At 45.3% G+C, this 22,295-nt stretch carries 19 protein-coding genes; 7 read left to right on the top strand and 12 right to left on the bottom strand.

The window, feature by feature from the left end; translation table 11 throughout:
* Positions 1-17: 17 nt before the first annotated feature.
* The gene (locus C3B73_RS03485) at positions 18-1,649 is read left to right on the top strand and encodes a M28 family peptidase (protein WP_103664242.1); all 1,632 of its coding nucleotides are present in this window, start codon (positions 18-20) and stop codon (positions 1,647-1,649) included.
* A 65-nt stretch (positions 1,650-1,714) separates the two neighbouring features.
* Here C3B73_RS03485 and C3B73_RS03480 read toward each other — a convergent pair whose 3' ends face one another.
* The 3 genes from C3B73_RS03480 to C3B73_RS03470 all read right to left on the bottom strand — a co-directional run bounded on the left by C3B73_RS03480 (position 1,715) and on the right by C3B73_RS03470 (position 6,434).
* Positions 1,715-4,636, bottom strand: a complete 2,922-nt coding sequence (locus C3B73_RS03480; RefSeq protein ID WP_198597264.1) for a CHAT domain-containing protein — start codon at positions 4,634-4,636, stop codon at positions 1,715-1,717.
* Positions 4,637-4,878: 242 nt separating this feature from the next.
* Positions 4,879-5,832: a signal recognition particle-docking protein FtsY gene (ftsY, locus tag C3B73_RS03475; protein ID WP_103664240.1), complete on the bottom strand. Its 954-nt coding sequence runs from the start codon at positions 5,830-5,832 to the stop codon at positions 4,879-4,881.
* 8 nt (positions 5,833-5,840) lie between these two features.
* Entirely contained in the window at positions 5,841-6,434 is a 594-nt protein-coding gene (locus tag C3B73_RS03470; RefSeq protein WP_103664239.1) for a CDP-alcohol phosphatidyltransferase family protein, read from the bottom strand.
* 64 nt (positions 6,435-6,498) lie between these two features.
* Here C3B73_RS03470 and C3B73_RS03465 point away from each other — a divergent pair, with 64 nt between their 5' ends.
* Positions 6,499-7,110 carry an NUDIX domain-containing protein gene (locus C3B73_RS03465; RefSeq protein ID WP_103664238.1) on the top strand — a complete coding sequence of 204 codons (612 nt, stop codon included), beginning with the start codon at positions 6,499-6,501 and terminating at the stop codon, positions 7,108-7,110.
* Here C3B73_RS03465 and C3B73_RS03460 read toward each other — a convergent pair.
* The 9 genes from C3B73_RS03460 to C3B73_RS03420 form a co-directional block, all read right to left on the bottom strand.
* The gene (locus C3B73_RS03460; protein ID WP_103664237.1) at positions 7,064-7,525 is read right to left on the bottom strand and encodes a hypothetical protein; all 462 of its coding nucleotides are present in this window, start codon (positions 7,523-7,525) and stop codon (positions 7,064-7,066) included. The genes C3B73_RS03465 and C3B73_RS03460 overlap by 47 nt on opposite strands.
* 16 nt (positions 7,526-7,541) lie before the next feature.
* Entirely contained in the window at positions 7,542-10,631 is a 3,090-nt protein-coding gene (locus tag C3B73_RS03455; RefSeq protein ID WP_103664236.1) for an efflux RND transporter permease subunit, read from the bottom strand.
* An 18-nt stretch (positions 10,632-10,649) separates the two neighbouring features.
* Positions 10,650-11,879, bottom strand: coding sequence for an efflux RND transporter periplasmic adaptor subunit (locus C3B73_RS03450; RefSeq protein WP_103664235.1), 1,230 nt, complete (start codon positions 11,877-11,879; stop codon positions 10,650-10,652).
* 15 nt (positions 11,880-11,894) lie between these two features.
* The gene (locus tag C3B73_RS03445; protein ID WP_103664234.1) at positions 11,895-13,139 is read right to left on the bottom strand and encodes a TolC family protein; all 1,245 of its coding nucleotides are present in this window, start codon (positions 13,137-13,139) and stop codon (positions 11,895-11,897) included.
* Between the two features lie 65 nt (positions 13,140-13,204).
* Positions 13,205-14,524: a sensor histidine kinase gene (locus C3B73_RS03440; protein WP_103664233.1), complete on the bottom strand. Its 1,320-nt coding sequence runs from the start codon at positions 14,522-14,524 to the stop codon at positions 13,205-13,207.
* Positions 14,514-15,206 carry a response regulator transcription factor gene (locus C3B73_RS03435; RefSeq protein ID WP_103664232.1) on the bottom strand — a complete coding sequence of 231 codons (693 nt, stop codon included), beginning with the start codon at positions 15,204-15,206 and terminating at the stop codon, positions 14,514-14,516. Before C3B73_RS03435 ends, C3B73_RS03440 begins: the two co-directional genes overlap by 11 nt.
* Before the next feature lie 62 nt (positions 15,207-15,268).
* Positions 15,269-15,553: a hypothetical protein gene (locus tag C3B73_RS03430; protein WP_103664231.1), complete on the bottom strand. Its 285-nt coding sequence runs from the start codon at positions 15,551-15,553 to the stop codon at positions 15,269-15,271.
* Positions 15,540-15,959, bottom strand: coding sequence for a helix-turn-helix domain-containing protein (locus C3B73_RS03425; protein WP_103664230.1), 420 nt, complete (start codon positions 15,957-15,959; stop codon positions 15,540-15,542). Before C3B73_RS03425 ends, C3B73_RS03430 begins: the two co-directional genes overlap by 14 nt.
* A gap of 220 nt (positions 15,960-16,179) precedes the next feature.
* Entirely contained in the window at positions 16,180-16,380 is a 201-nt protein-coding gene (locus C3B73_RS03420; RefSeq protein ID WP_103664318.1) for a hypothetical protein, read from the bottom strand.
* Positions 16,381-16,520: 140 nt separating this feature from the next.
* Here C3B73_RS03420 and C3B73_RS03415 point away from each other — a divergent pair, with 140 nt between their 5' ends.
* The 5 genes from C3B73_RS03415 (at position 16,521) to xseB (ending at position 22,288) form a co-directional block, all read left to right on the top strand.
* Positions 16,521-16,979 (top strand): thioredoxin family protein, encoded by a 459-nt coding sequence (locus C3B73_RS03415; protein ID WP_103664229.1) that lies wholly within the window; start codon positions 16,521-16,523, stop codon positions 16,977-16,979.
* 22 nt (positions 16,980-17,001) lie between these two features.
* Positions 17,002-18,156 (top strand): PQQ-dependent sugar dehydrogenase, encoded by a 1,155-nt coding sequence (locus tag C3B73_RS03410; protein ID WP_232802969.1) that lies wholly within the window; start codon positions 17,002-17,004, stop codon positions 18,154-18,156.
* Positions 18,157-18,271: 115 nt separating this feature from the next.
* Complete coding sequence (locus tag C3B73_RS03405) at positions 18,272-20,623, top strand: DNA internalization-related competence protein ComEC/Rec2 (RefSeq protein WP_157939412.1); 2,352 nt, start codon at positions 18,272-18,274, stop codon at positions 20,621-20,623.
* 134 nt (positions 20,624-20,757) lie between these two features.
* The gene (locus C3B73_RS03400; protein ID WP_157939411.1) at positions 20,758-21,957 is read left to right on the top strand and encodes an amidohydrolase family protein; all 1,200 of its coding nucleotides are present in this window, start codon (positions 20,758-20,760) and stop codon (positions 21,955-21,957) included.
* A 127-nt stretch (positions 21,958-22,084) separates the two neighbouring features.
* Positions 22,085-22,288 (top strand): exodeoxyribonuclease VII small subunit, encoded by a 204-nt coding sequence (xseB, locus tag C3B73_RS03395; protein WP_103664226.1) that lies wholly within the window; start codon positions 22,085-22,087, stop codon positions 22,286-22,288.
* The last annotated feature ends 7 nt before the right edge of the window (positions 22,289-22,295 follow it).

The following is a 22,295-nucleotide window of genomic DNA, read 5'->3' as shown; positions in this document are numbered from 1 at the left end:
ACATTAAATAAATAAGAATGACTAAAAATATACTGATCACTGCACTGTTGGCTGCTTTTGTATCATGCAGTACACTCAACAGCTCCAAACAAGCAGAAAATGTCGATATCTTCTCATTTGCGGATGAGATCACAATAGAAAAGCTACACAGCGACCTGGCTGTGCTGGCTCATGATTCACTGCAAGGGCGTGAAACCGGAACCATTGGTGAACAAAAAGCTGCAAATTACCTTGCAAAACGATACAAGGAAATGGGCCTGAAAGCGGTAGGAGACAACAATTCCTACTTTCAGCATTATGAATTAATACAGCCTGCGGTTGATGAGATCAATTATACGCTCACAAATTCAGAAACAGGTGAAGTAGCCGACAGATCGGTTCACAACAAAACCGAATCCGGTAACTTCGTAACAATTTTTGGCGGTAATGATCCACTACAAGGAAAGGTGGCTTTTGTAGGAGCCGGCATGATCGATGAAGAGGCAGGCATTGATCATTTCCCGGAAAACCTGGAAGGAAAATGGGTACTGGTGTTTTATGAAGAAGGAAAGACTGATATGCGATATCTGCAATCGGTCTTATCAAATGAAGGAGCACTTGGAACCATTCTCGTGATCGGTACCGATGTGGAAGATTTTGAGCAGGAAGCTGAAAGCAGAATGTCAGGATTTGGTCAGGGTAGAGGGCTTTCTCTTAAATACCTGCAGGATAACAACTCCGGTAATGCACCGGCATTTAACCGGGTTCATCCGCAGCTTGGAGCCGAAATGTTGGGTTTACAAAGCCTGGAAGCCCTGGAAGAAATGCAGCAACGTATATTTTCACAACCTGAGTCATTTGAAGCTTATGACCTGAATTTCACATTAGAACACCGTCCGGTTATCAACGAGAATATTGTTGAAACGCAAAATGTGGTGGCTTTCCTGGAAGGTTCCGATCCGGCCATGAAACACGAGGTAGTGATACTGAGCTCCCATTACGATCATGTTGGTGTAGGCCGGCCCGATTCAACCGGTGATAATATCTACAACGGTGCCGACGATGACGGAAGCGGAACCACCGCATCACTTCAAACAGCTGAAGCCATGATGAAAGCCAAAAATGCCGGTGTTGGCCCGAAAAGAAGCGTGCTTTTTATTAACGTTTCAGGAGAAGAAAAGGGCCTGTTAGGTTCACGCTATTACTCAGACCATCCGATCTATTCCATTCAGAATACGGTGGCAAACATCAACATGGATATGATCGGCCGGGTTGACCCTGAGCATGTTGAGGACAGCAGTTATGTGTACATCATTGGCGGTGAGATCATCTCATCAGGCATGGACAGCCTGGCTCGGGTTGCCAACGAGATGGGTCCTAATATGACATTGAGTAAGCGTTACAACGACCTAAACGACCCTAACCAGTTTTACAGACGAAGTGACCATTGGAATTTCGGTCGGTTAGGAGTTCCATTTGTATTCTTCTTTAATGGAACCCATGAAGATTACCATCGCCCGCAAGACCATATTGAAAAGATCACCTTTCAACCATTTCTGGAAAGAACTCATCTGGTCTATAACCTGACCGCTTTATTAGCTAACAGTCCGGAGCGACCGATGGTGGATAATCAGGAATTCATTGAAAAGACACAGGTTCAGCCCCGATAGTACTGAGCACTGTTTAGGATATTTTCAGATTAAAGAGGATGAACTCAATGCGGGTTCATCCTTTTTTATTTTCCGATCAGGATGAAAGGAGCCCAGTGAACGGGATGATTGTAATATGGGTGGTCGATCATGGCCAATTTAGCATCCTGTAGAGCTCTGGCTTTGTAATCAAACATGGGGTGTTCATAGAAACCAAACCAGTCTAAAGTACGGTTCAGCACTCCATAATCATTGGCTTCATGGATCTTGAGTTGACTGTAAAACTCAGCCATGAAATCGGCTGTACTGCGATCGTAGATGTTCCATAGGCTGACCATAACGGCAGAAGAGCCGGCCGTCAGGAAAGAACGCTGAAGCCCGATCAGGCCTTCCCCCGTAATGATCTTTCCCATGCCTGTGTTACAGGCACTTAGAGTGACAAGGTCAGCATTAAGGGTCAAAGCAGAGATCTCTGAACTGTTGAGATAACCGTCTTCCCCAAACAGGGATTCTACATCGGCTTTCTTGGAAAGGATCAACCCGCTTTGGGATGGATTGACCTCATCAATATTGCCATGGGTTGCAAAATGAAGAAATCTGAACTGACTTAGGTCGTGCGATTTTAACCCGGCTTCGGTAACGTCATCATTTTTGAGGATCTTGGCATTACCAAAGCTTTTTCCAATAGCCTCAACCTCTAATAAGGTGGAAGGGAGGGAGGCAAAATTATTTTGTGAACTCGACTCAGAAGCCACCGTTCCATCTGTAAAACCCGACCCGGCCAGCGCCAATAAGTCAAATTGAGTTGATCGATGTGGGGCTTGAATAAAAGGATAAATGGAGGCTGATGGCAGGTACTTTAGGTTTATGTCTTGTATCAGATAATTATTTCCTGTGTTGAGAGCTTCAAAGGGTAAAAAAGTTAGATTCCCTTCCGGAACGACCACAAGATTTTCAATCTGTTCGTCGGATGTATTGAGAATTTGTTCGACCAGCAGGTTGTATAACGGATAGGACATCTCGTTAAGGCTGCTGACAGGCAGCTGTTCGGTAATAGCATCTCTGAAAGAGCTGATGTTTTCAGTGAAATATTCTTTGGGAGCTTGCCCATCTACCTCAGAAATGATTTTAGAATGGATCTTTTTGGAGGTGATCAGAAAGATCATCAATTGTTGATCGGTATAAGCAAATTCGATGATAGCCGAGTTTTCGGGTACCATAGCCATGACGTCGTTGGAGGTCAATGGTTCGGGGTACTCAAAATTCTTCCACTCCGGAATGTTCTGCCTGATCTCATTTACAAAGCTTTGATGCTCAAACTCAAGGTCTTTGAGTTTGTTTTTCATTTCCTGAATATCATTCTCATTATCAGACTCGTAGATCCTGTTATACAGCTGATCGATCTGCTTGCTCAATTGCTGTTTCTTGATCATAGTGGATTCATCCAGTTGCTGAATGAAATTATTCTCAGCTTCAGCCAGCTCGTCCATCAGGACCCGGGCTTTTGCCGATTCAACCAGGTCGTAAGCTTTTTCATCATTACCTTTTAGGATATGCCACGAGGCGACCTCATTATAGAAGCCGGCATACTGACTAAAATATCCCGAACGGAAAGTGAGTCCTGCCACATTGGTTCGGATCTCATCGATCATAGAAAAAGCTTTATCAGCTATAATAAATGAGCTATCTGAGGAAGCCTTGTGATATGCTTTGGCAAGATCAATGGCCGGAAAAATTCGATTCGGGAGAGTTCTTTCATTTGCCAGTTCATAGGCATTTCTGAAAGCCTGCAAACTTTTATCGGTTTCACCCTGAGCCTCAAATAGCTGACCTCTGATAGTGTGAACTCTTACTTGTTGGTCTTTAAAATCTTTTTCATTTGAAATGCTAAAAGCTTCGTCGAGGTAACTTTTCGCATTTTTGTAATTGTGCTTTTTAATTTCAAGTTGGGAAAAATCAAGATAGAGGTCAGCCAGTGTTTGGGGTGATTCAGCTTGGTCCATCCAGTTCAAGGCCTCGGTATAGAACGTTTCAGCATTACCCAGATCGTTATTTTTGGTGGCAACGTCAGCTAACCTCATCAGGTTTTTAGCAATGGAAACCGGGCGTTCCGTCTGATAATTGGTTTCAAGAGCCTCATTATAGTAAGCGAGTGCATTGTCGAAGTCATTGGATCGTTCATATAACAAGCCGATATTTATAAGCGTCTGTGTTATATCGAAAGGATTCTCCAGCATCCGGGACAATTCAAGCGATTTGTGATAAAAAATTATGGCACTGTCTCGTTTGCCAAGGTCATTATAACTCAGAGCCATATTGTGGTAGGCAATATCCAGGCGGTCAGGATTATCAAACTGCTCCACTAAATCTTTACTTTTGCGGATGTAGGTATTGGCTTGTTCGTGCAGGTTAAGATCTCTAAGCGTGAGGAATATTCCATTCAGTACAAATGATAACGAGTACTCATCACCAAGTGACTCATACATTTCAATGGCTTTTTGTTGATAGGCGATGGCTTGCTGATAATCCCCCGAGTAGAGGTATGGATACGAAATGTTATTATTTAAAATAGCGATCTGAGAAGAATCTCCGGAAGCTTCGGCGAATTCGATCCCCTTTAGGTAATATTCTTTGGCTTTATCATACTGCTCCAGTTCTCTGTAAATTCTGCCTAGGTCCCGGTTGAAGCTTATCTTGAATGGGGAAGACGTATTCTCCGGAAGGTTGTTATCCAGAAAAAGAAAAAGGTCTAATGCCTCACGGACCTGCCCACGATTCATCATGGTATCGCCTTGTCTTCGAATAGCATCGGCCCAATTCAGTGAATCGCCCCTCTGAAGAAATAGATCTGCGGATCGCTGAAAATGATCAGCAGCAAGATCATACTTGGCTTGCCGGTAATAATCATGCCCTAAGTTAAACAAAGAATCAGGACTGGCCTCTTGGGCTTTCACACCTGAAAGCGAGCCCAGGGAGAGTATCAGTAAACTGAGAAAAAATACCTTCATGATGTCTTTATCGATATTGCAGCAGATATTAATATATTGTTTTTTCTCAGAGCACATTAATTATAAAATATCAGAATTATGAAGGCAACATTAGCTTATAACAACATTAGTTTAAACACACCTGACGAAGACGATAAAACCGATGGCGATTCTAACCCGGATGGTGGAGGGAAAGGTAGTGGTAGTTAAGAGATTCCACCGGTAGAAATGTTACAGAATTAGCCGGCTAAACCCGGCGTTTTTTATTCTCCGAATAAAGCATTCACAAAATCAGCCCGGTCAAATACTTGCAGGTCTTCGATCTGTTCACCCAGGCCAATGTATTTTACGGGGACATTCAATTCATGAGACACTCCGATCACGATACCGCCCTTAGCGGTTCCATCCAGTTTTGTGAGAGCCAAACCTGTAATCTCAACGGTTTCAGTAAAGGCGCGTGCCTGTTGAAGGGCATTTTGGCCGGTAGAAGCATCTAAAACCAGGATCACTTCATGAGGAGCTCCCTCAACCACTTTGCCCATTACTCGCTTTATCTTGGCAAGTTCTTCCATCAACGCTTTTTTGTTGTGAAGTCGACCCGCAGTGTCAACCAATGCAACATCAGCGCCACGTGCTTTGGCGGCAGCAACCGTATCGTAGGCTACAGAGGCAGGGTCTGCATTTTGCCCCTGCTGAATGATAGGCACATCGGCACGTTCACTCCAGATCTTGAGCTGATCGACGGCTGCAGCACGGAAGGTATCGGCCGCACCAAGTATCACATTCTTGCCGGCTTTTTTGTAGAGGTGAGCCAGTTTACCAATAGTGGTAGTTTTACCCACACCATTCACACCAACCACTAAAATTACGTGCGGTTTAACGGGGAAGTCGGCATTAAATTCGGCAGGTTTGTCCGGCGCGTTATCTTCAAGCAGGTCCACGATCTCCTGCCTTAACATGCTTTGAAGCTCATCCTGTGTGACAAATTTATCCCTTGCTACCCGTTCTTCGATCTTTTTGATGATCTCAATGGTGGTATTCACACCCACATCAGAAGTGATCAGGATCTCTTCCAGATCATCCAGAATGGCGTCGTCAACCTTATCTTTTCCAACAAAAGCTTTACCGATCTTATTTAATAATCCATCACGGCTTTTCTGAACACCTTCGTCCAGCTTTTCTTTTTTCTTCAGTCCAAGTTTTTCAAGAAATCCCATAAATAACACTAATTGAATTTTGCTCCGCGCATGATGAGGCGGTAGCGGTTAAAATAATCTATCCACGATATCACCATTAAGGTAATTGAGCAAGCCATTAAAAACATATGCACATTCGTGGCCTCCTGAAAGAAGAAAACAGCGATCCAGTAAAGAGCCAGCACATTAACGGAGATCTTTCCGGACATAATGGCCATAGCCACTTTATCATACTTACTTTTAATAAAATAAGAGCCGAGCATGATGGTAATGTCGCGTATCATTGCCAATATCAGGAACCACAGGGGAATCCAGCCGATCCATACCGTATAGACAAACAAGACAAGGGCACACAATTTGTCAGCGATCGGGTCAATCATTTTGCCAACCTCTGAAATAGTATTGGTCTTTCGGGCAATAAAGCCATCGAGGTAATCTGAGATCACCCCGTAAAAGATCAGGATGCCTGACGCTGTTGTCACCTGGAGGTTGTTGATATAGTGCAAATACACGATAGGAAAAGCTACCAGAATTCTGGAAAAGGATATCATATTAGACCAGGTCATGATCCGGCCCGATACCTGTACCTTTTTTCCGTCTATATTTTTGATGTTAGTAGCCAAACCTTGTCTTTTATTTGCGATATTGACGCACCAAATTTACAGTCATTAATGCTCTAAAACCAATATGAAGGACCATAAATTACTGATAGAGAAAAAGCTGAATACCAAGGAAGTTTTTAAGGGTAAGCTTCTCCATGTTTTTTATGATGAAGTGAAGCTGCCCGATGGTATGGTTTCATCACGTGAATGGATCAAACACCCCGGCGCCTGTGCGGTAGTGCCCGTTTACGAGAATGGTGACATTCAAATGCTGAAGCAATTCAGGTACCCGATGGAGCAGATATTCTGGGAGGTTCCTGCCGGTAAAATTGATAAAGGGGAGGTACAGGACAAAACGGCTGAGCGTGAACTTAGGGAAGAAGCCGGCTTAACAGCTGAAAACTTGGAGTATGTGGGGCACTTTTACCCGGGTATTGGGTACTCAGATGAAGTGATACATATTTACATTGCCTGGGATTTAAAAAAGGTCCCTCAAAAAGTAGATGATGATGAATTTGTAACCCGGCACCGTTTACCTTTCAGTGAGGCCATCGAGATGGTACACTCCGGAGAGATCAACGATGGGAAAACGGTCATCTGCCTTTTGAGGGCCTGGAAATGGTGGAATGATCACGAACCGAAAGATCAGGTCAGTTGCCTGATTGAACCTGTTCGGTGTAAGCTTCCTGATGCATGATCTCGCCACCTTCGTAAGCAACGTACATCAGGATGCCGGCTGTGATCAATGCGGTTACGAGAATTACGATGTGCAGGCCGGTTTCAAAACGGATGTTTAATTGCTTCGCGGCCAGGGCGCCGATGCTTAGCAGGCCCATTGCAATGGCAAACCACAGAGATAATTCAGCGGCTTCTTCATGGTCGTGTATGGCATCGTGAGAAACGGCCGCAACTTCTTCCACGATATCTTCTGCAGATTCTCCGGTTTCGATGGCTACATAGCTGCCCACGGCACCAAAAATGAATAGTACGAAGGCTATGTTTCGGATGGAGGAGTTGCTTTTATACATCCCCCAGATCAGGATAAAGATCCCGATCACCGTGGTGAATATTGGGATATGATTAACGATCAAATGTAAATGAGCAGGATTCATAATGATCTCCTTGTGTTTAGAACTCTTCAGTTTTATCCACTAATTTTTTCCCTTTTTCCATCCAGTGGTAGATGGTAGGAAGTACAAGCAAGGTGAGTAAGGTGGAGGTTACCAGACCGCCGATCACAACAGAGGCCAATGGGCGCTGAACTTCTGAACCCGGCCCTACATTAAAGGCCATTGGAAGAAAACCGAGGCTGGCAACCAGGGCGGTCATTAGCACAGGACGTAGCCTGTCAGCAGATCCCTGAATGACGGCCTCTTTTAAATCGGTCCCCTTCATCCTGAGATCATTCAGGTGAGAGATGAGCACGATACCGTTAAGAACAGCCACCCCAAATAGGGCTACAAAGCCGATACTGGCTGAAACGGAGAGATACATGCCCCGCATCCACAGAATAAAGATACCTCCGGAGAGCGCGATTGGGAGATTCAGGAATATGAGCATGGTAAACCGAAATTTACCAAACATCAGGTACAGCAGGCCGATAATGATCACTAACGAAATTGGAACCACGATGAATAAGTGATTCATGGCCCGCTGCTGATCTTCGAAGGCTCCACCATATTGCAGGAAATAACCGGCCGGCACATCGATCTGAGTATCAATGGCTTCCTGAAGGTTAGCCACATAAGTCCCGGTATCAATATTGCGAATGTTGATTCCCAGAATGGCACGCCTCCATCCATTTTCGCGGGCTATTTCACGAGGGCCTTCTTCAGCATAAATATGAGCCACCTGTTTAAGCGGAATGTAACCACCGTTAGGCAGCTGTAATGGCACTTCCATAATATCCTGAAACGTATTACGAAGGTTTTCAGGCAAACGAACGACGACATCAAAGCGGCGTTGGCCTTCAAATATCTCGCCGGCAACACTTCCACCAATACCGGTTTCAATGACGTGTTGAACATCATTCACATTCAGGCCATAAGAGGCCACGGCCTCCCGGTCAATCTCAATATTGAAATAGGGTTGGCCACTGCTTTGTTCCAGATAGTGATTATCGGTTCCCTCCAGATCACTTAAAATGGCTGAAATATCCTGTCCAACGCGGTCTAATACCTCCAGCTCTTCTCCGTATATCTTGACCGCGATGTCAGATTTCACACCGCTTGTAAGTTCATCAACCCGCATGGCGATGGGTTGGGTAAAGTTGTAGGATAACCCGGGTTCGGTTTCCAGATAGGGTTGTATGAGGTCAACAATATCCTCTTTGGATAGACCACTACGCCATTCATCCCGGGGTTTAAGGACGACCCATACGTCGGTTTGGTGAATACCCATCCAGTCGTTGGCAAGGTCAGAGCGACCCGTTTTAGGTACCACGGTTTTTATTTCAGGAATGTTTTGAGTGAGTTTGCCGGCCAGCCAGTTTGCGTTTTCAACAGACTCTTCCAGGGTTACCGAAGGCATACGGACCTGTTCTACCAGGATGGAGCCTTCATCCAGTTCCGGTAAAAATTCAGTGCCGAGGAACGGCAGTAAAGTTAAGGATGACAAAAAGATGACAATAGCTGAACCAATGGTGATGGCTTTTTTATTCAGGCTGAGCTCAAGGAATTTTTTGTATCGGGGACGCAGCCAGTTGATCACATAGTTCTTTCTGAGTTTCACTCCGTTCTTGAAAACGATGGCAGACATCGCGGGGATGTAAACCAATGCCAGTATCAATGAGCCGAATACAGCGGTTGCAACCGTGATAGCCATAGGCCGGTAGAGAATCCCTTCCATGCCTGAAAAGGTCATGACAGGTACATATACCATCAGGATAATGAGCACGCCAAAGAAGATGGGGCGAGCCACTTCGTGTGCGGCTTCCCGAATGATCACTAATTTGGATTTTTCGGATTTATCATGGTTGAGCCGGTGAACGACGTTTTCAACCATCACTACGGAACCATCCACGACCATACCAAAGTCAATGGCACCAAGACTCATCAGGTTTGCAGCAAGCCCCAGCTGATCCATTCCAATAAAGGCAAACAGCATGGAAAGTGGGATCACAGAGGCAACAATGATGGCGCCGGTAATTTCACCCAATAACAGCAAAAGCACTGCGATCACAAAGAAGCCTCCTTCAACGAGATTGGTAATGATGGTGCTTGTGGTTCGGTCTACCAGATCGGATTGATCATAAAATTTTTCAATGGTGACACCTTCAGGGAGGCTCTTGTTCACCTCATCGATCTTAACATCAATATCCTCGATCACCTCCCGGCCATTTCCACCTCTGAGCATCATCACGATACCGGTCACGATCTCACCATTACCATCCTGAGTTACGGCACCCTGACGTAGCTGCCGGCCAAGGGTCACGTCGGCAATGTCTTTCACATAAATGGGGCGGTTGTCCAGTTCCTTAACAATGATGTCCTCAATATTTTTTGGCGTACTGATCTGCCCGAATCCGCGTATGATGTATTGCTCACGATTGTGTTCCAGATAATTACCACCCGATACGCTGTTGTTATTTGAGATGGCTTCGGTCAGATCTTTCAGCCCGATCCCAAAATTCCGAAGTTTGTCGGGATCGACCTGTACTTCGTATTGCTTCACAAAACCACCGAAAGAGTTGATCTCGGTCACACCTTGCACGGTCTTCAGTTGTGGAGCAATGAGCCAATCCTGTATGGTGCGAAGCTCAGTCAGCGTATGATTTTGTCCCCTCACCACATATTGAACGATCTCACCTAAAGCAGTGGAAATGGGGCCCAGCTGAGGTGAGGAAACACCCTCGGGTAATTCACCGGCTATACTTTGAACTCTTTGGCTCACCAGCTGCCGGGCAAAATAGATATCGGTGCCCTCGTCAAACTCGATGGTAACCGCAGATAACCCAAACTGTGAGATAGATCGAACTTCTTTGATATCCGGCAGTCCGTTCATGGCTGTTTCGATCGGGTAACTCACCAACCGTTCTACATCATAAGGAGAGTAACGTCCGGCTTTGGTAATAACCAGAACCTGAACGGGCGTTACGTCAGGTTGCGAGTTGATAGGGATATCCTGTAGTGAGAAGATACCACCGGCGGCCATCAAAACGACCAGCGAGAGAGCCACGAATTTTTGGCGAAGACTAAAATCAATGATATTGTTTAACATGGTTTCGCTGATGTGAGGTTAGTCTGCAAATTGTTCAAAACGTTCAAGAGCTTTCAGGCTGAAAACCTGAGTAACGGCTACTTTTTCACCCGGTTCCAGGCCACTGTTCAGTATGGCATGTTCATCGGTGATGCGGGCTATATCAATGGTTCGTTTTTCATATTCCATATCAGAGATCTGAACAAATACCGTGGCGTCCGATTGTTCGTACTGAACGGCTGCAATAGGAATACTTATCGTATTTTCATCGGGTTGAGCCTGATAGGTTAGCCTTACGCTTTGTCCTACTAATGGCCAATTGTCTTTTGTGGTGACAATAGAGTTCAATACCACGGACCGGTTATTTTGGTCCAGTGCCGGGTTGACGGTTGTGACTCTTGCATCAAGAGAGTGAGCAGAAACACCATTCCGGCTGCCACGTTCAGTGATGGTAAGGGGCGTGCCCGGCTTGATGAAATAAGCGTCTTCAGGGGCGATAAATCCACGAACCAGCACTTCCGTATTATCAATGATATCCAACAGCCGTTGGTAAGCCGTAACTGACTCGCCCATTTCAATAAGATGTTCGTTCAACACTCCGTCAATAGAGGCATAAATGGTCAGTTTGGCATTAGGGTCTGAGGCAAATGGATCCCAGCGTCTGGTTTGGCTTTCGGTGATCCCAACCGCTTTTAAGCGAGCCAATGCGGCACTTTGCCGGGTTTGGGCGAGCCGAAGGTCGGCCTGTGCCCGTTCCAGGTTTCGGAGTGGACTGATCTTATCCTCTGTCAACACTTCAAGTCGCTCCACCTGCTGTTGCTGATAGGTGATTTCAGCCGTCGCTTCCAGGTAAGCAGCCACTAAGTTGGCGAATTCGAGACTTTCCAGCTCCAACAAAGGATCGCCTTTTGAGACGCGTTCACCCTCATGAGCATAAATATTCGATACCCGTCCATCGATAGGAGCACTGACCACTGAGAACCGCTCAGGTGCAGGGAATATCTCTCCCGGCGCTTCGATAGAAAATGAGATCGGTTCAGCACTGACGGTATAGGTTTCAATATGAAGATTGTTGGCCTGTTCCTCCGTCAGTTTAACACTTTGGACGGTTTGTTCAGCGCTCAAAGAAGGAGGGGCTCCAGTGTCTTCAGTGGTTGGTGAATCTGAGCTCCCCGAGCATCCGCTGAATGCCAAAGAAACAGAGGCAAATAGCACGACAGCAGCTTTTAAGAGAGATCGTTTTAGAATATTGAAGGGTGATGCTTTCATGGCTGTTTTCTTTTGCTAGTTAAAAATGATGTCAGTTTGCAGGTAGCGCTCCAGGTCAATCACGGTCAAATAATAATCCCTCAGTGTTTGATAGTAGGTTTCCTGTGTTCTTAGGTAGGTGCGCTGGGCTTCAAGGAGTGTGAGCAGATCTAGTTCGCCAAGGCTGTAACCCTTCTGGGTCATTTGAACCAGGTCATAGGATTTGGCCTGAATATTTTCTCTGAACCGTTCGATATTATTTTTGGCAGATTCATAACTGTGCCAGGTTTGTTCGGCCTGTTTTTTCAGGAGGAGCCGGTAGTCTTCGTACTTCCACTCCGTGGCAGTTTGAACGGCGTTGGCTTTTTGTACCTCGGGTGATTGTTTTGCCATAAACCAAAGAGGAATACTGACGCCGACCTCGAAGCCATAAAACTCGTAATCATTCCCAAAGTCCTGACGGTAGTAACTCAGATTGAGGTCAGGCAAGTAGGTGCTTTTTGCCAATTTTTTGCCAAATGATGTGGCATCCACTTCCCGTTGAATTTGTTTGAGTTTAGGATGATCCTCAAGCTGTATCATCACTTCATCCTGATCGATATCAACTATTTTGTAACTCAGGGTATCCGTGAAGCCGATATCATAGGTTTGATCCTCAGGGTCGAGGCCGATGGTTTGAAACAGATCATACCGGGCATTCATGATCTCTTTGAACGTAGTTTCCTGATTATTACGGGCTTCCTGCAATTGTAGGTCGGCCTGCATGGCATCGATCTCGGATGATTCTCCCATATCAGCCCGGGCCTGAGCAGCTTCACTCAGGTTCTCAAACAGCTGCACTCTCTCACCGGCCAGGTTGCCTGATTGCAAAGCATAAGCCAGTTGGGTGTAGGCGGTCTTAACCTCGGCTTTGACCTGATTCTGCAGGTCCTGAAGTTTTAGCTGAAGGGATCCGGTGGTCGCCTTTTCCTGTTTATTTCGATAAATACTTGATAACGGAAACTCAAGGCTTTGTGAAACCGACCACCGCTGTTCACTGAAATCGCCGTTGTCAATCCCTTCTCTCATATAGCTGATCTCTGGGTCTGCTAAACCAAAACTCAGTGTTTCCTGTTTTTCCTGAGCTCTGATCTGGTACTGAAGCTGTTTGATCTGGGGGTTCTGACGGTAGGCGATCTCAAGTGCCTTCTGAACACTTAGGGTCGATAGATCTGTGGTATCACCGGGAGCAGGGGCAGCCTGAAACAACATCAAGGCCGCAAGAATTACAGAATGAATCATGTCGATCAACTTAGAGCATTAATTTTCACTCCAAGCTAATCATCAAATCTGTAGAGAAAATGGATTCAGAAGATAAGGCTGAAAGATACCCCCTTATCAGGGTTATTTACTGCTTTATACTCACACCCGTGCAGCTCGCAGATACTTTTGACGATGGACAATCCAAGGCCGGGACTTGAGCTGCCGTGCCCTGATAGTTTGTCCCCTTTTCTGAACCGGTCGAACACCTGGTCGATCAGATCCTCGGGTATTCCGGGCCCTTCGTCCTTAACGGATAAAACTATCTGATCTGATGCATTTTCAGCAATCGATATCCGGATCTTACCACCATCCGGTGAAAATTTAATGGCATTCTGGATGATGTTATAAACCGCAGAGTGAATGAGTTCCCGGTTTCCTTTAATGTTAACCGCCCGAGAGAATTCTGTTTCAATGGTGATCTCTTTGATCTCCGTAAAATCAGCCAGCTCCTTTAGCACCCGTTCAACGATCTGTATGATGTCGATCTGATCACTCATTTCATATTGTTTGTTTTCGACCCGGCTTATAAGCAGAAGTGTGTTACTGAGACGAGTGAGCCGGACGGCTGTTTGTTGTATTTCATGCAGGCGTTCAAGGCTGGAAGGATCCGGTTCTTCAGAATCTGAGATCAATTTCTCCGCTTTCTGACGAATGATGGAGAGAGGGGTCAGTAATTCATGAGAGGCATTTTGTATGAATTTCCGCTGATCATCAAAAGAAGATTTGATCTGAGTGAGCATGGTGTTCAAAGCATTATTCAATACCCTGATCTCGTAGGTATTAGGCTCAGGAAACGGTTCACCTAACTCATTGGGTGATGAAATATGCTCCAGCCGGTCAACAGTGTCGTAAAAGGGAGAAAGGATCCGGCCAAAGGCGTATTGGTTGACCACATACAGCAAGATCACCCACATAAATAAAGCAGCCAGAACACTTAGCATTACCGTCATACTGATCTTCTCCCAGGCGGCCACCTCCTCAAAAATTTCGAGCAGAAAATGAGAGCCTCCAACTGATAAAGTGGTGGTTAGCTTGCGGTACGATTCAGGAAGTTCAGACACTTCCGCATACCGTACCGTATCTATAGTCGAAAAATTATTGGAATGAAGGGTGATACTTTGATCGAAGTCACTGATCTCAACCCATTCGTAGGAGCCTAGTCCACCAAGTCTCTTTACCTCGTCCAGGCTGTTAGGGTCTTCCATGAGCTGCTGTTGTATGTCAGCTTTGTGCTGAAGCAAATGGAAATCGAGTTCATCATAGATGGTGGTGTTCACAACATAATAGGTGCCCAGTCCGGTTACCACCAACATGAACAGGGAAAGCAGTGAATTACTGATCAGTATTTTGTTGTTAAGCTTCATGCGCCTTTACTTTATATCCGACTCCATAAACCGTATCGATGAGGTCAGGGGCCCCTGCATCCGACAATTTTCTACGGATATTTTTCATGTGGGAATTAATGAAATCCAGTGAAAAACGGTCGTCGATCTTGTTACCCCATATATGTTCAGACAGTGCAATTCTTGTGACAGTCTTATTTTTATTGAGAAAGAGATACCGAAGCATTTTGTACTCCGTATCTGTCAGGTCAAGGAATCCATTTTTGTAGCTTACCTCGGTCTGATCAAGGTGAATCGATACACCTTCAATACTGATCTCGTTATCATCGATCTTGAACTTCCGGCGCAAAACGGCGTGAATACGTGCACGAAGCTCCGGCATGGCAAACGGTTTGGAAAGGTAGTCATCACTGCCAAGTTCAAGTCCCTGAACCCGGTCTTCAAGTTCACCACGGGCAGTTAAAATAATGACGGCCGTGTCATCAGAAGTTTTGCGCTGCTTCTTGATCAGTTTCAAAAGATCGAGACCATCGCCACCCGGCAGACTTAGATCCAGCAAAACCAGGTCGTATTGTTCACCGAGTAAAAGATCCTTGGCCTGATCAAAATCCAGGGCGGTATCGACGGTAAAGTGCTCTTCAAGGAGCAGTTCCTCAAGCTCCTCATTTAGCAAAACCTCGTCTTCAACCACCAATGCACGCATAGTATCAGGTTATTTTATGATCAACGGAAAAAGGTAGGGCAGAAAAGTGTACAGAATATGAATTAGATGATGCCCTCATCTTTAGCCAGGTCGAACATGCTTTCGTGAAGGTTTTCATTGTCCAGCTCTCCACGCATACACAGTTCAGTCACTTCCAGTCCATTCAGCATCAGGATGCAGCCCATTTCACCCAGAACGGCATCAAATTTACGCGGGTCTGCCTTACTGAGTCTTTCAACATCGATCCCGTCGGGACTGATCTTTTTGTTTACCAGGATATAGAACAGGTCGTCGGGGTTGTCGCCGAAAGAAAATTCTTCCAGTCCGGTATCTTTAAGCTTTAGCATATTGGTCTAAAAAATCTCGTGCTTTGATAATTTCGGTTATTTCGTTGGTATCGCGATCCACCACTTGCACCTGAAACAAGCTAATAATAGCCTGCTCTTTCAGAGTAGAGATCACTTGCTCAATGGTATCACATTCTTCGGTTTCACTCACCAGGTCGTTGATGCCCTGCACAATGTAACGTCGGCCACCTGAAGGTTTCGTATTCTGGGTTGAACCGGACTCAGCCTGAGGTTCATCAAAATACTCGCGGATGGCTTCTTCGGTCACGTACCAGCTCACCCCCAGTTTTCGTCCACGAAGCCGCCCTTCCCGGAGGTAGGTCCGAAGCGTCATTTTGGAAATTCCAAGTATCTCGTGCAGATCATCAACGGAATAAAGGGTTAGTTCACCGATCTTCTTAGGCATAGTGTCTAAATATTGACTGCTTTGAATTAGTTAAAGTAGGCGGTTAAACTAAGAATAATATTTGATTACTTTCTATTAGTTATACAAAAGAAATTTGATTTGGTCGAGGGGGTAATCCCGCCGTATATTGGTAGCAGTTATTCAAAAAACGAAGCGGCGGACTCAAAAAAGAGTCGGCTTTTTTTATGCCTTCGAGATTCGGTCTGACCTGCCTTTCTTTTTAATCTTCCCCTGCATTTTTATAAGCCTGGGTAATACGTTGATTCATGAGTCGCCGATAATTTGTGAATTCATACTCACTAACTGTAAACTCAGATCGGTATTCTCCGTCAAAACACTCCACTTTTAATTTATTGGGTCGGTCTGTTTCTGAAATGGTGACCTGAACTTTGCCCAATTTGTAGGAGTCTATTTCTTTCATAAAGGGTAATTTTATTATTTTTGAGTGAAGGTAAAGAAATATGATTTCAGCGTTTTTGTTAAAACTGTAAATAAATGCGTTTAGTGCCAATCTGAAGTCATTATTTTGTATCATAGTACTCATCAAGAAAATTTATTTCCATGCAGAAGAAAACGATCATCATCATTGCTGTCAGCTTGTTCCTTGGGATATTTGCGTATATATCGCTGAGTAACGTTCAGGCCCCGGTCAATGACAACTCTCCGGACTGGATCCCTATCCATGAGGCTCAGGAAATGGCAAAAGAATCAGATAAGCTCATTTTTGTGGATGTATTTGAGATCGGGTGTCGGTATTGCCGGGCCATGGACCGTGAGGTATTTCCTGATTCCACGGTTCGTCAGGTTTTGGATGCCAGTTACATTCCCGTCAGGCTGGATGGGAACTCCACCGAAATGATCACCTTTAATAACGAACAGGTTCCTTCAAAAGATTTTGCACAAAGTAAAGGCGCCTACGTATTTCCGACATCACTGATCCTTGATGCAGAAGGAAACGTTGTGAAGAAAAAAACCGGTTATATGGGCGTGGATGAGTTCCGACAATTTCTATATCAATAATATCAACAAACTGAGGTCAATCATGAATTTCAAAAAATTCAATACGTCAACATTAATGGTACTCTCATTGCTGCTGGCAGGTGTGGGTTGTAATGGTCAGTCAGGTGAAGCGGATAGCACCCCCGTGGACGTGAGTGTAGAAGCCGAAAAAGTGGTATCACTTGACGGTATTGGCTGGGGCATCGCATTTTTACCTGAAGGTGACATGCTGGTGACCGAGAAAAGCGGAAAGCTATATCGCGTCAATGGCGGTGAAGTGGTGGCTGAGATCACGGACGGTATTCCATCAGATCTTCAGGTAAACGGACAAGGTGGTTTCCTGGATATTACCCTGCATCCCGATTATGAAAGCAACGGCTGGATCTATTTCTCCTATGCCTCAAGTGCCGGTGGAGGGGAAGGCAGTAATACTGCTATCATGAGAGCCAAACTGGAGAATGATGCATTGGTTGACTCTGAGGTGTTGTATAAGGCCGAACCAAATTCAACACGTGGACAGCATTACGGAAGCCGAATTGTTTTTGATAACGACGGATACATGTTCTTCTCCATTGGAGATCGAGGAAACAGAGACGTACTGCCTCAGGATATCACCATGGATGGCGGTAAGGTGTATCGACTGAATGACGACGGTTCGGTTCCTTCTGATAATCCATTTGTAGGGGAAGAAGGCATTGATGCCGTGTATTCATACGGGCACAGAAACCCACAGGGAATGGATATGAATCCAAATACCGGGCAGATCTGGGCTAATGAGCACGGACCAAGAGGTGGTGATGAAGTCAATATTGTTGAAGCCGGTAATAATTACGGATGGCCGGTGATCAGTTATGGTATCAACTATAACGGAACCGAATTCGCTGAAGACACGGCTCGTGCAGGTATGGAGCAGCCCATTTTATATTGGGATCCATCCATAGCCCCGGCCGGTATGGCATTTGTGAACAGTGATAAATATCCGGGCTGGGAAGGTGACCTGCTGGTAGCCTCCCTTAAATTCTCTTATATCGCTCACCTTGATGTAGAAGGCAACGATATTTTAGGTGAAACCAAACTGGTTGAAGGCGTAGGCAGAATTCGCGACGTCGTTCAAGGTCCCGATGGCTACATCTACCTGACAGCTGAAGGCGACGGAGTGTATCGTTTAGTACCTACTGTTACTGAGGCAACGGAGTAATAAAAAACGGTAAAATTTTTTTGTAAGGAATTGCCCTTAAGTCGCTCTAACTGTTATGGAGCGACGGGGGACATATCGATTTCCATTTAGCAGATATCCTGCAGTGAGAATAGCATTGTTCTTAATTGCAGGTATTCTGCTTTTTTATTTTTATGAACCGGGGTTCACGCTCACTCTGTATGTGTTGGCAGGAATAATACTGTTATATCTTGTTTCAGAGTGGATAGGAAAAAGGTTTACTCTCACTATTTGGTCGAGGGTCTCAACCGGACTTTTTCTGTTTCTCATCATGAGTTTTGGCGTCTTCAGGATGGGTGTGCTTCACAAAAGTGAAAGCAGTACAGCCATTTCCCTCTTAAAGAATCTGGATTGGGAAGAAGTAGTAGCCACCGGACAGGTTGTTTCCATTTCATACACAACAGCCGGAAAAGAGAGATGGGATGTGGAGGTAGATACCACCTACTATGATGGAGTCAGGATCTTGCAGGCTTACAAAGCAAGAATACTGGCGGATGAGATCGGTCGTAGAGAGGAAGTTACATTGGGAGATAGGGTCCAATTCAGAGCCACCAACATCCCGATCACAGAAAAAAGAAATCCCCTGGATTTTAACTATAAAGCCTTTTTAGAATCTCAGGGAATTGTGCTGCAATTGAAGGCAGACAGCTTGATACATGTTTCCCGAAATACTACAATGGCAGAGTGGATATGGTGGAGAGAACAGGCCCTGGAGCTGGTTGATCGTAATTTCTCGGAACAAACAGCTCCCATTGCCAAGGCACTGCTCATAGGCTTTAAGCAAGACCTGGATACCCAATCAAAGTCAGCCTTTGCAAGAGCGGGTTTGTCGCATATCATGGCGGTATCAGGTTTGCATGTGGGGTTCATCATTGCACCCTTCTGGGTGATCATTCCCTACTTCTGGACCCGGAGGTTTGGGAAAGCGTATGGGTTATTTTTACTGGTTGCGATACTGATCTGTTATGCCGGAATCACCGGATTCTCACTTTCTGTGAGCCGTGCATCGGTCATGGCCTTTTTTCTGACCTATGGTAAGTTATATCACAAGATCAACGATTCTATAAACCTAACTGCTGCTGCCGCCATCACTTTATTGATCATTGACCCGGAGCAGCTTTTTCAGATCGGATTTCAGCTTTCATTTTCTGCCGTACTCATCATATTGCTGATTCTGCCGGTTGTGCAGAATATGCTGCCATATTGGGTGAGGATCCGTTGGTATGGAAAGCCACTCATGGTGGTGATCGTTTCGCTGGTGGTTCAGTTCGGGTTATACCCTTTACAAGTGTATTATTTTGGGGAGATATCGCTGGTCAGTCCACTGGCAAATGCCCTTTTTGTGCCCCTTTTGGGACTCATCGTGCCGCTTTCGTTACTGGCCCTTGGAATGTCAGCTATAGTGCCTGCAGTTGGTTATTGGGTCAATGCTCCATCATATTATTTTCTTGAAGGGATGAGGAGTTTTGTGATGTCGGCCGCATCATGGGATTGGGCCTGGACCACCGCCACGCTTGAGAGTTCCTTTTTCTTTGTGTTCTGGCTGATCCTGATCCTGACAATTGCGTCATGGCACATTGCAAGGTTAAGGTGGAAGATGCTTAATGGGTTGATGGTAGCCGGGTGTATGCTGATGATCTGGGGTCTGGCTAAACAATTAAAGCCGGCTGAATTGACGGTCACATATTTTGATGTTGGTCAGGGTGATGCTGCATTGTTACAAACCCCTACCGGAAAGCATATCCTGATCGATGCGGGAGTATGGTCACCCGGTTTTAATTCCGGCCGGGGTGTGATCCTTCCTCATTTGCGGGCAAGTGGTGTGTCAAAATTAGATGCGGTGGTCTTGAGTCATCCTCATTCAGATCATATAGGAGGCATCATTGATCTTATAAATGAGATAGAGATCGAAACGATATACAACTCCGGTTTCAAGTATGATTCTGAATTATATCATAGCTATCTGGAGTTGGCCATGGAAAAAGAGATCCCTGTAAAAGCGTTAAAAGAAGGGGATACTTTGGGGATAGACCCTGCGCTTTTGATATTGGTTTTAGGCCCGGAAGAGACCGTGTATAATTCGGATCCGAATGAACATTCCGTGATGCTGAATGTGATCTATGGGGAATCTGAGTTTTTGTTTACAGGAGATGCGGGTATGCATCAGGAAGAACGGGTTTTAGCAAAATATGATGATCTGCTGGACACTGATGTACTGAAAGTAGGGCATCACGGAAGCAGAACGAGTTCCGGTCTCGATTTTTTGAGTAAGGTGACCCCTGATTATTCCATAGTTTCACTTTCTGAACCGAACCGATATCGGCATCCGCATAGGGAAGCAGTCAGGAGACTTTCGAGCACCAATTCCAGATTGTTATTCACAAGCTTAGAGAAGGCGGTAATTTTGAAGACAGATGGAGAGAAGATCAGGCGGGTATTCTGGGAATAGTTGTTAAAGAAAGTTTTTGCATGACCCGGTAAATGGATTCCTGTTCTACTTTTACTATAATAGGCGAAACTCTAAATTAAGCCTATTCTTGCATGATCCGCTCGTTTCTACTCCTCACGATTTGTTCCATTTTAATGACTGCCCACTCACATGCTCAGTCTAAATTGACGCATAACAAGTATGCCCTCACTAACGGTAACATCATCGATCAGGAAGCTGAACAGATCTTCAGAAATTCCACCATCCTGATCTCAGAAGGTAAGATCGAAAGCATTCTGCAAAGAGGCAGTACCATCCCGTCAGATTATGAGGTTGTTGATCTGGAAGGGAAGTATGTGATGTCAGGTTTTATTGATGCTCATACGCACTTGAATTCATTATCATCCGCTGACCGGGCTCTCAGATCCGGAGTAACCACCGTTCGGAGCTCAAGTGTACCCTACTTTCAGGATGTATCCATCAAGAACCTGGTTGATGAAAATTATATTCCGGGGCCGGATATGATCCCGGCCGGTGTATTTGTCACGCCTGATCTGGGGGAATCCATTTTAGCCGATCCAAGGCTCGCTGAGCTTTCAGGAGGTGTGACCTCAGAAGAAGCCCTTCGGAAATTAGTTCAGATCAATGTGGACCGGGGTGCGGAATTTATCAAAACACGGGGCACGGAAAGAGCCGGCTTGCCCAATACCGATCCAAGAAAACAGACCTATACCGATGAGCAGCTCCGGATCGTGGTAGAAGAAGCTGCAAAATATGATGTACCTATTCAGATTCACGGTCACGGTGATGAAGGATCTTATGCAGCTGTGAGTGCCGGCGCCAGAAGTATTGAACACGGAACATACCTGAGTGATAGAACCCTTGACCTGATGGTGCAGAAAGGAACCTTTTTTGTGCCAACTTACAGTACGGTGTATGACCTGACCCAGCCGGGTGGTGACTACGATAATCCGATCCTGAGAAACAGAGGTCGCCATATGCTACCGGAGCTGGGTAATACGGTACAACGCGCCCGCGAAAAAGGAGTGAAGATCGTGACTGGGGCTGACACCGGTTATGGCCCAAACAGCCTCACCCGGATAAGTCATGAAATGACCTTTTTTGTAGAACTGGGTTTCACCCCGTATGAAGCCATTCGCAGTGCTACAACGGTAGCGGCTGAGTTACTTAGAATTCAGGACGAAACAGGTCAATTAGCGCCCGGATATGAGGCAGACCTGGTGGTGTTGAACAGTAATCCGATAGAGGATATGAAGGCAACACAGGATGTGATCCTCGTTATGAGTAACGGGCACATGGTCTTTAACCGATTGCCTTTTCAGATATCGGAGTGATTTAAAGTTCAATTCAGGAGTGCGTTTTCTGATACCGGCAAGTAAGCTTTAATGCATGTCTTTTTGGGAAATAACCGGTATTATTAGGGCAGAAGAAATAATTACATAAACGCACCAAAAGAACTTAATGGCTGATCAGGAACGACCAAGCTTTGAAGAAGCTTTAAAGAAGCTGGAAAGCATAGTTGAAGAGCTTGAAAATGAGGAGATCACACTTGAAGACTCCGTTAAATTGTATGAAGAGGGAGTCAAAATGTCTCGGTTCTGCACCGAGATATTGGAACAAGCTGAACTGCGAATCGAACAAGTGAACGAAGCTGATACCCAATAATTTCAAA

This window comes from Gracilimonas amylolytica, from assembly GCF_002911695.1.
GTDB lineage: Bacteria > Bacteroidota > Rhodothermia > Balneolales > Balneolaceae > Gracilimonas > Gracilimonas amylolytica.
This window is presented reverse-complemented; position numbering and strand designations above follow the sequence as displayed.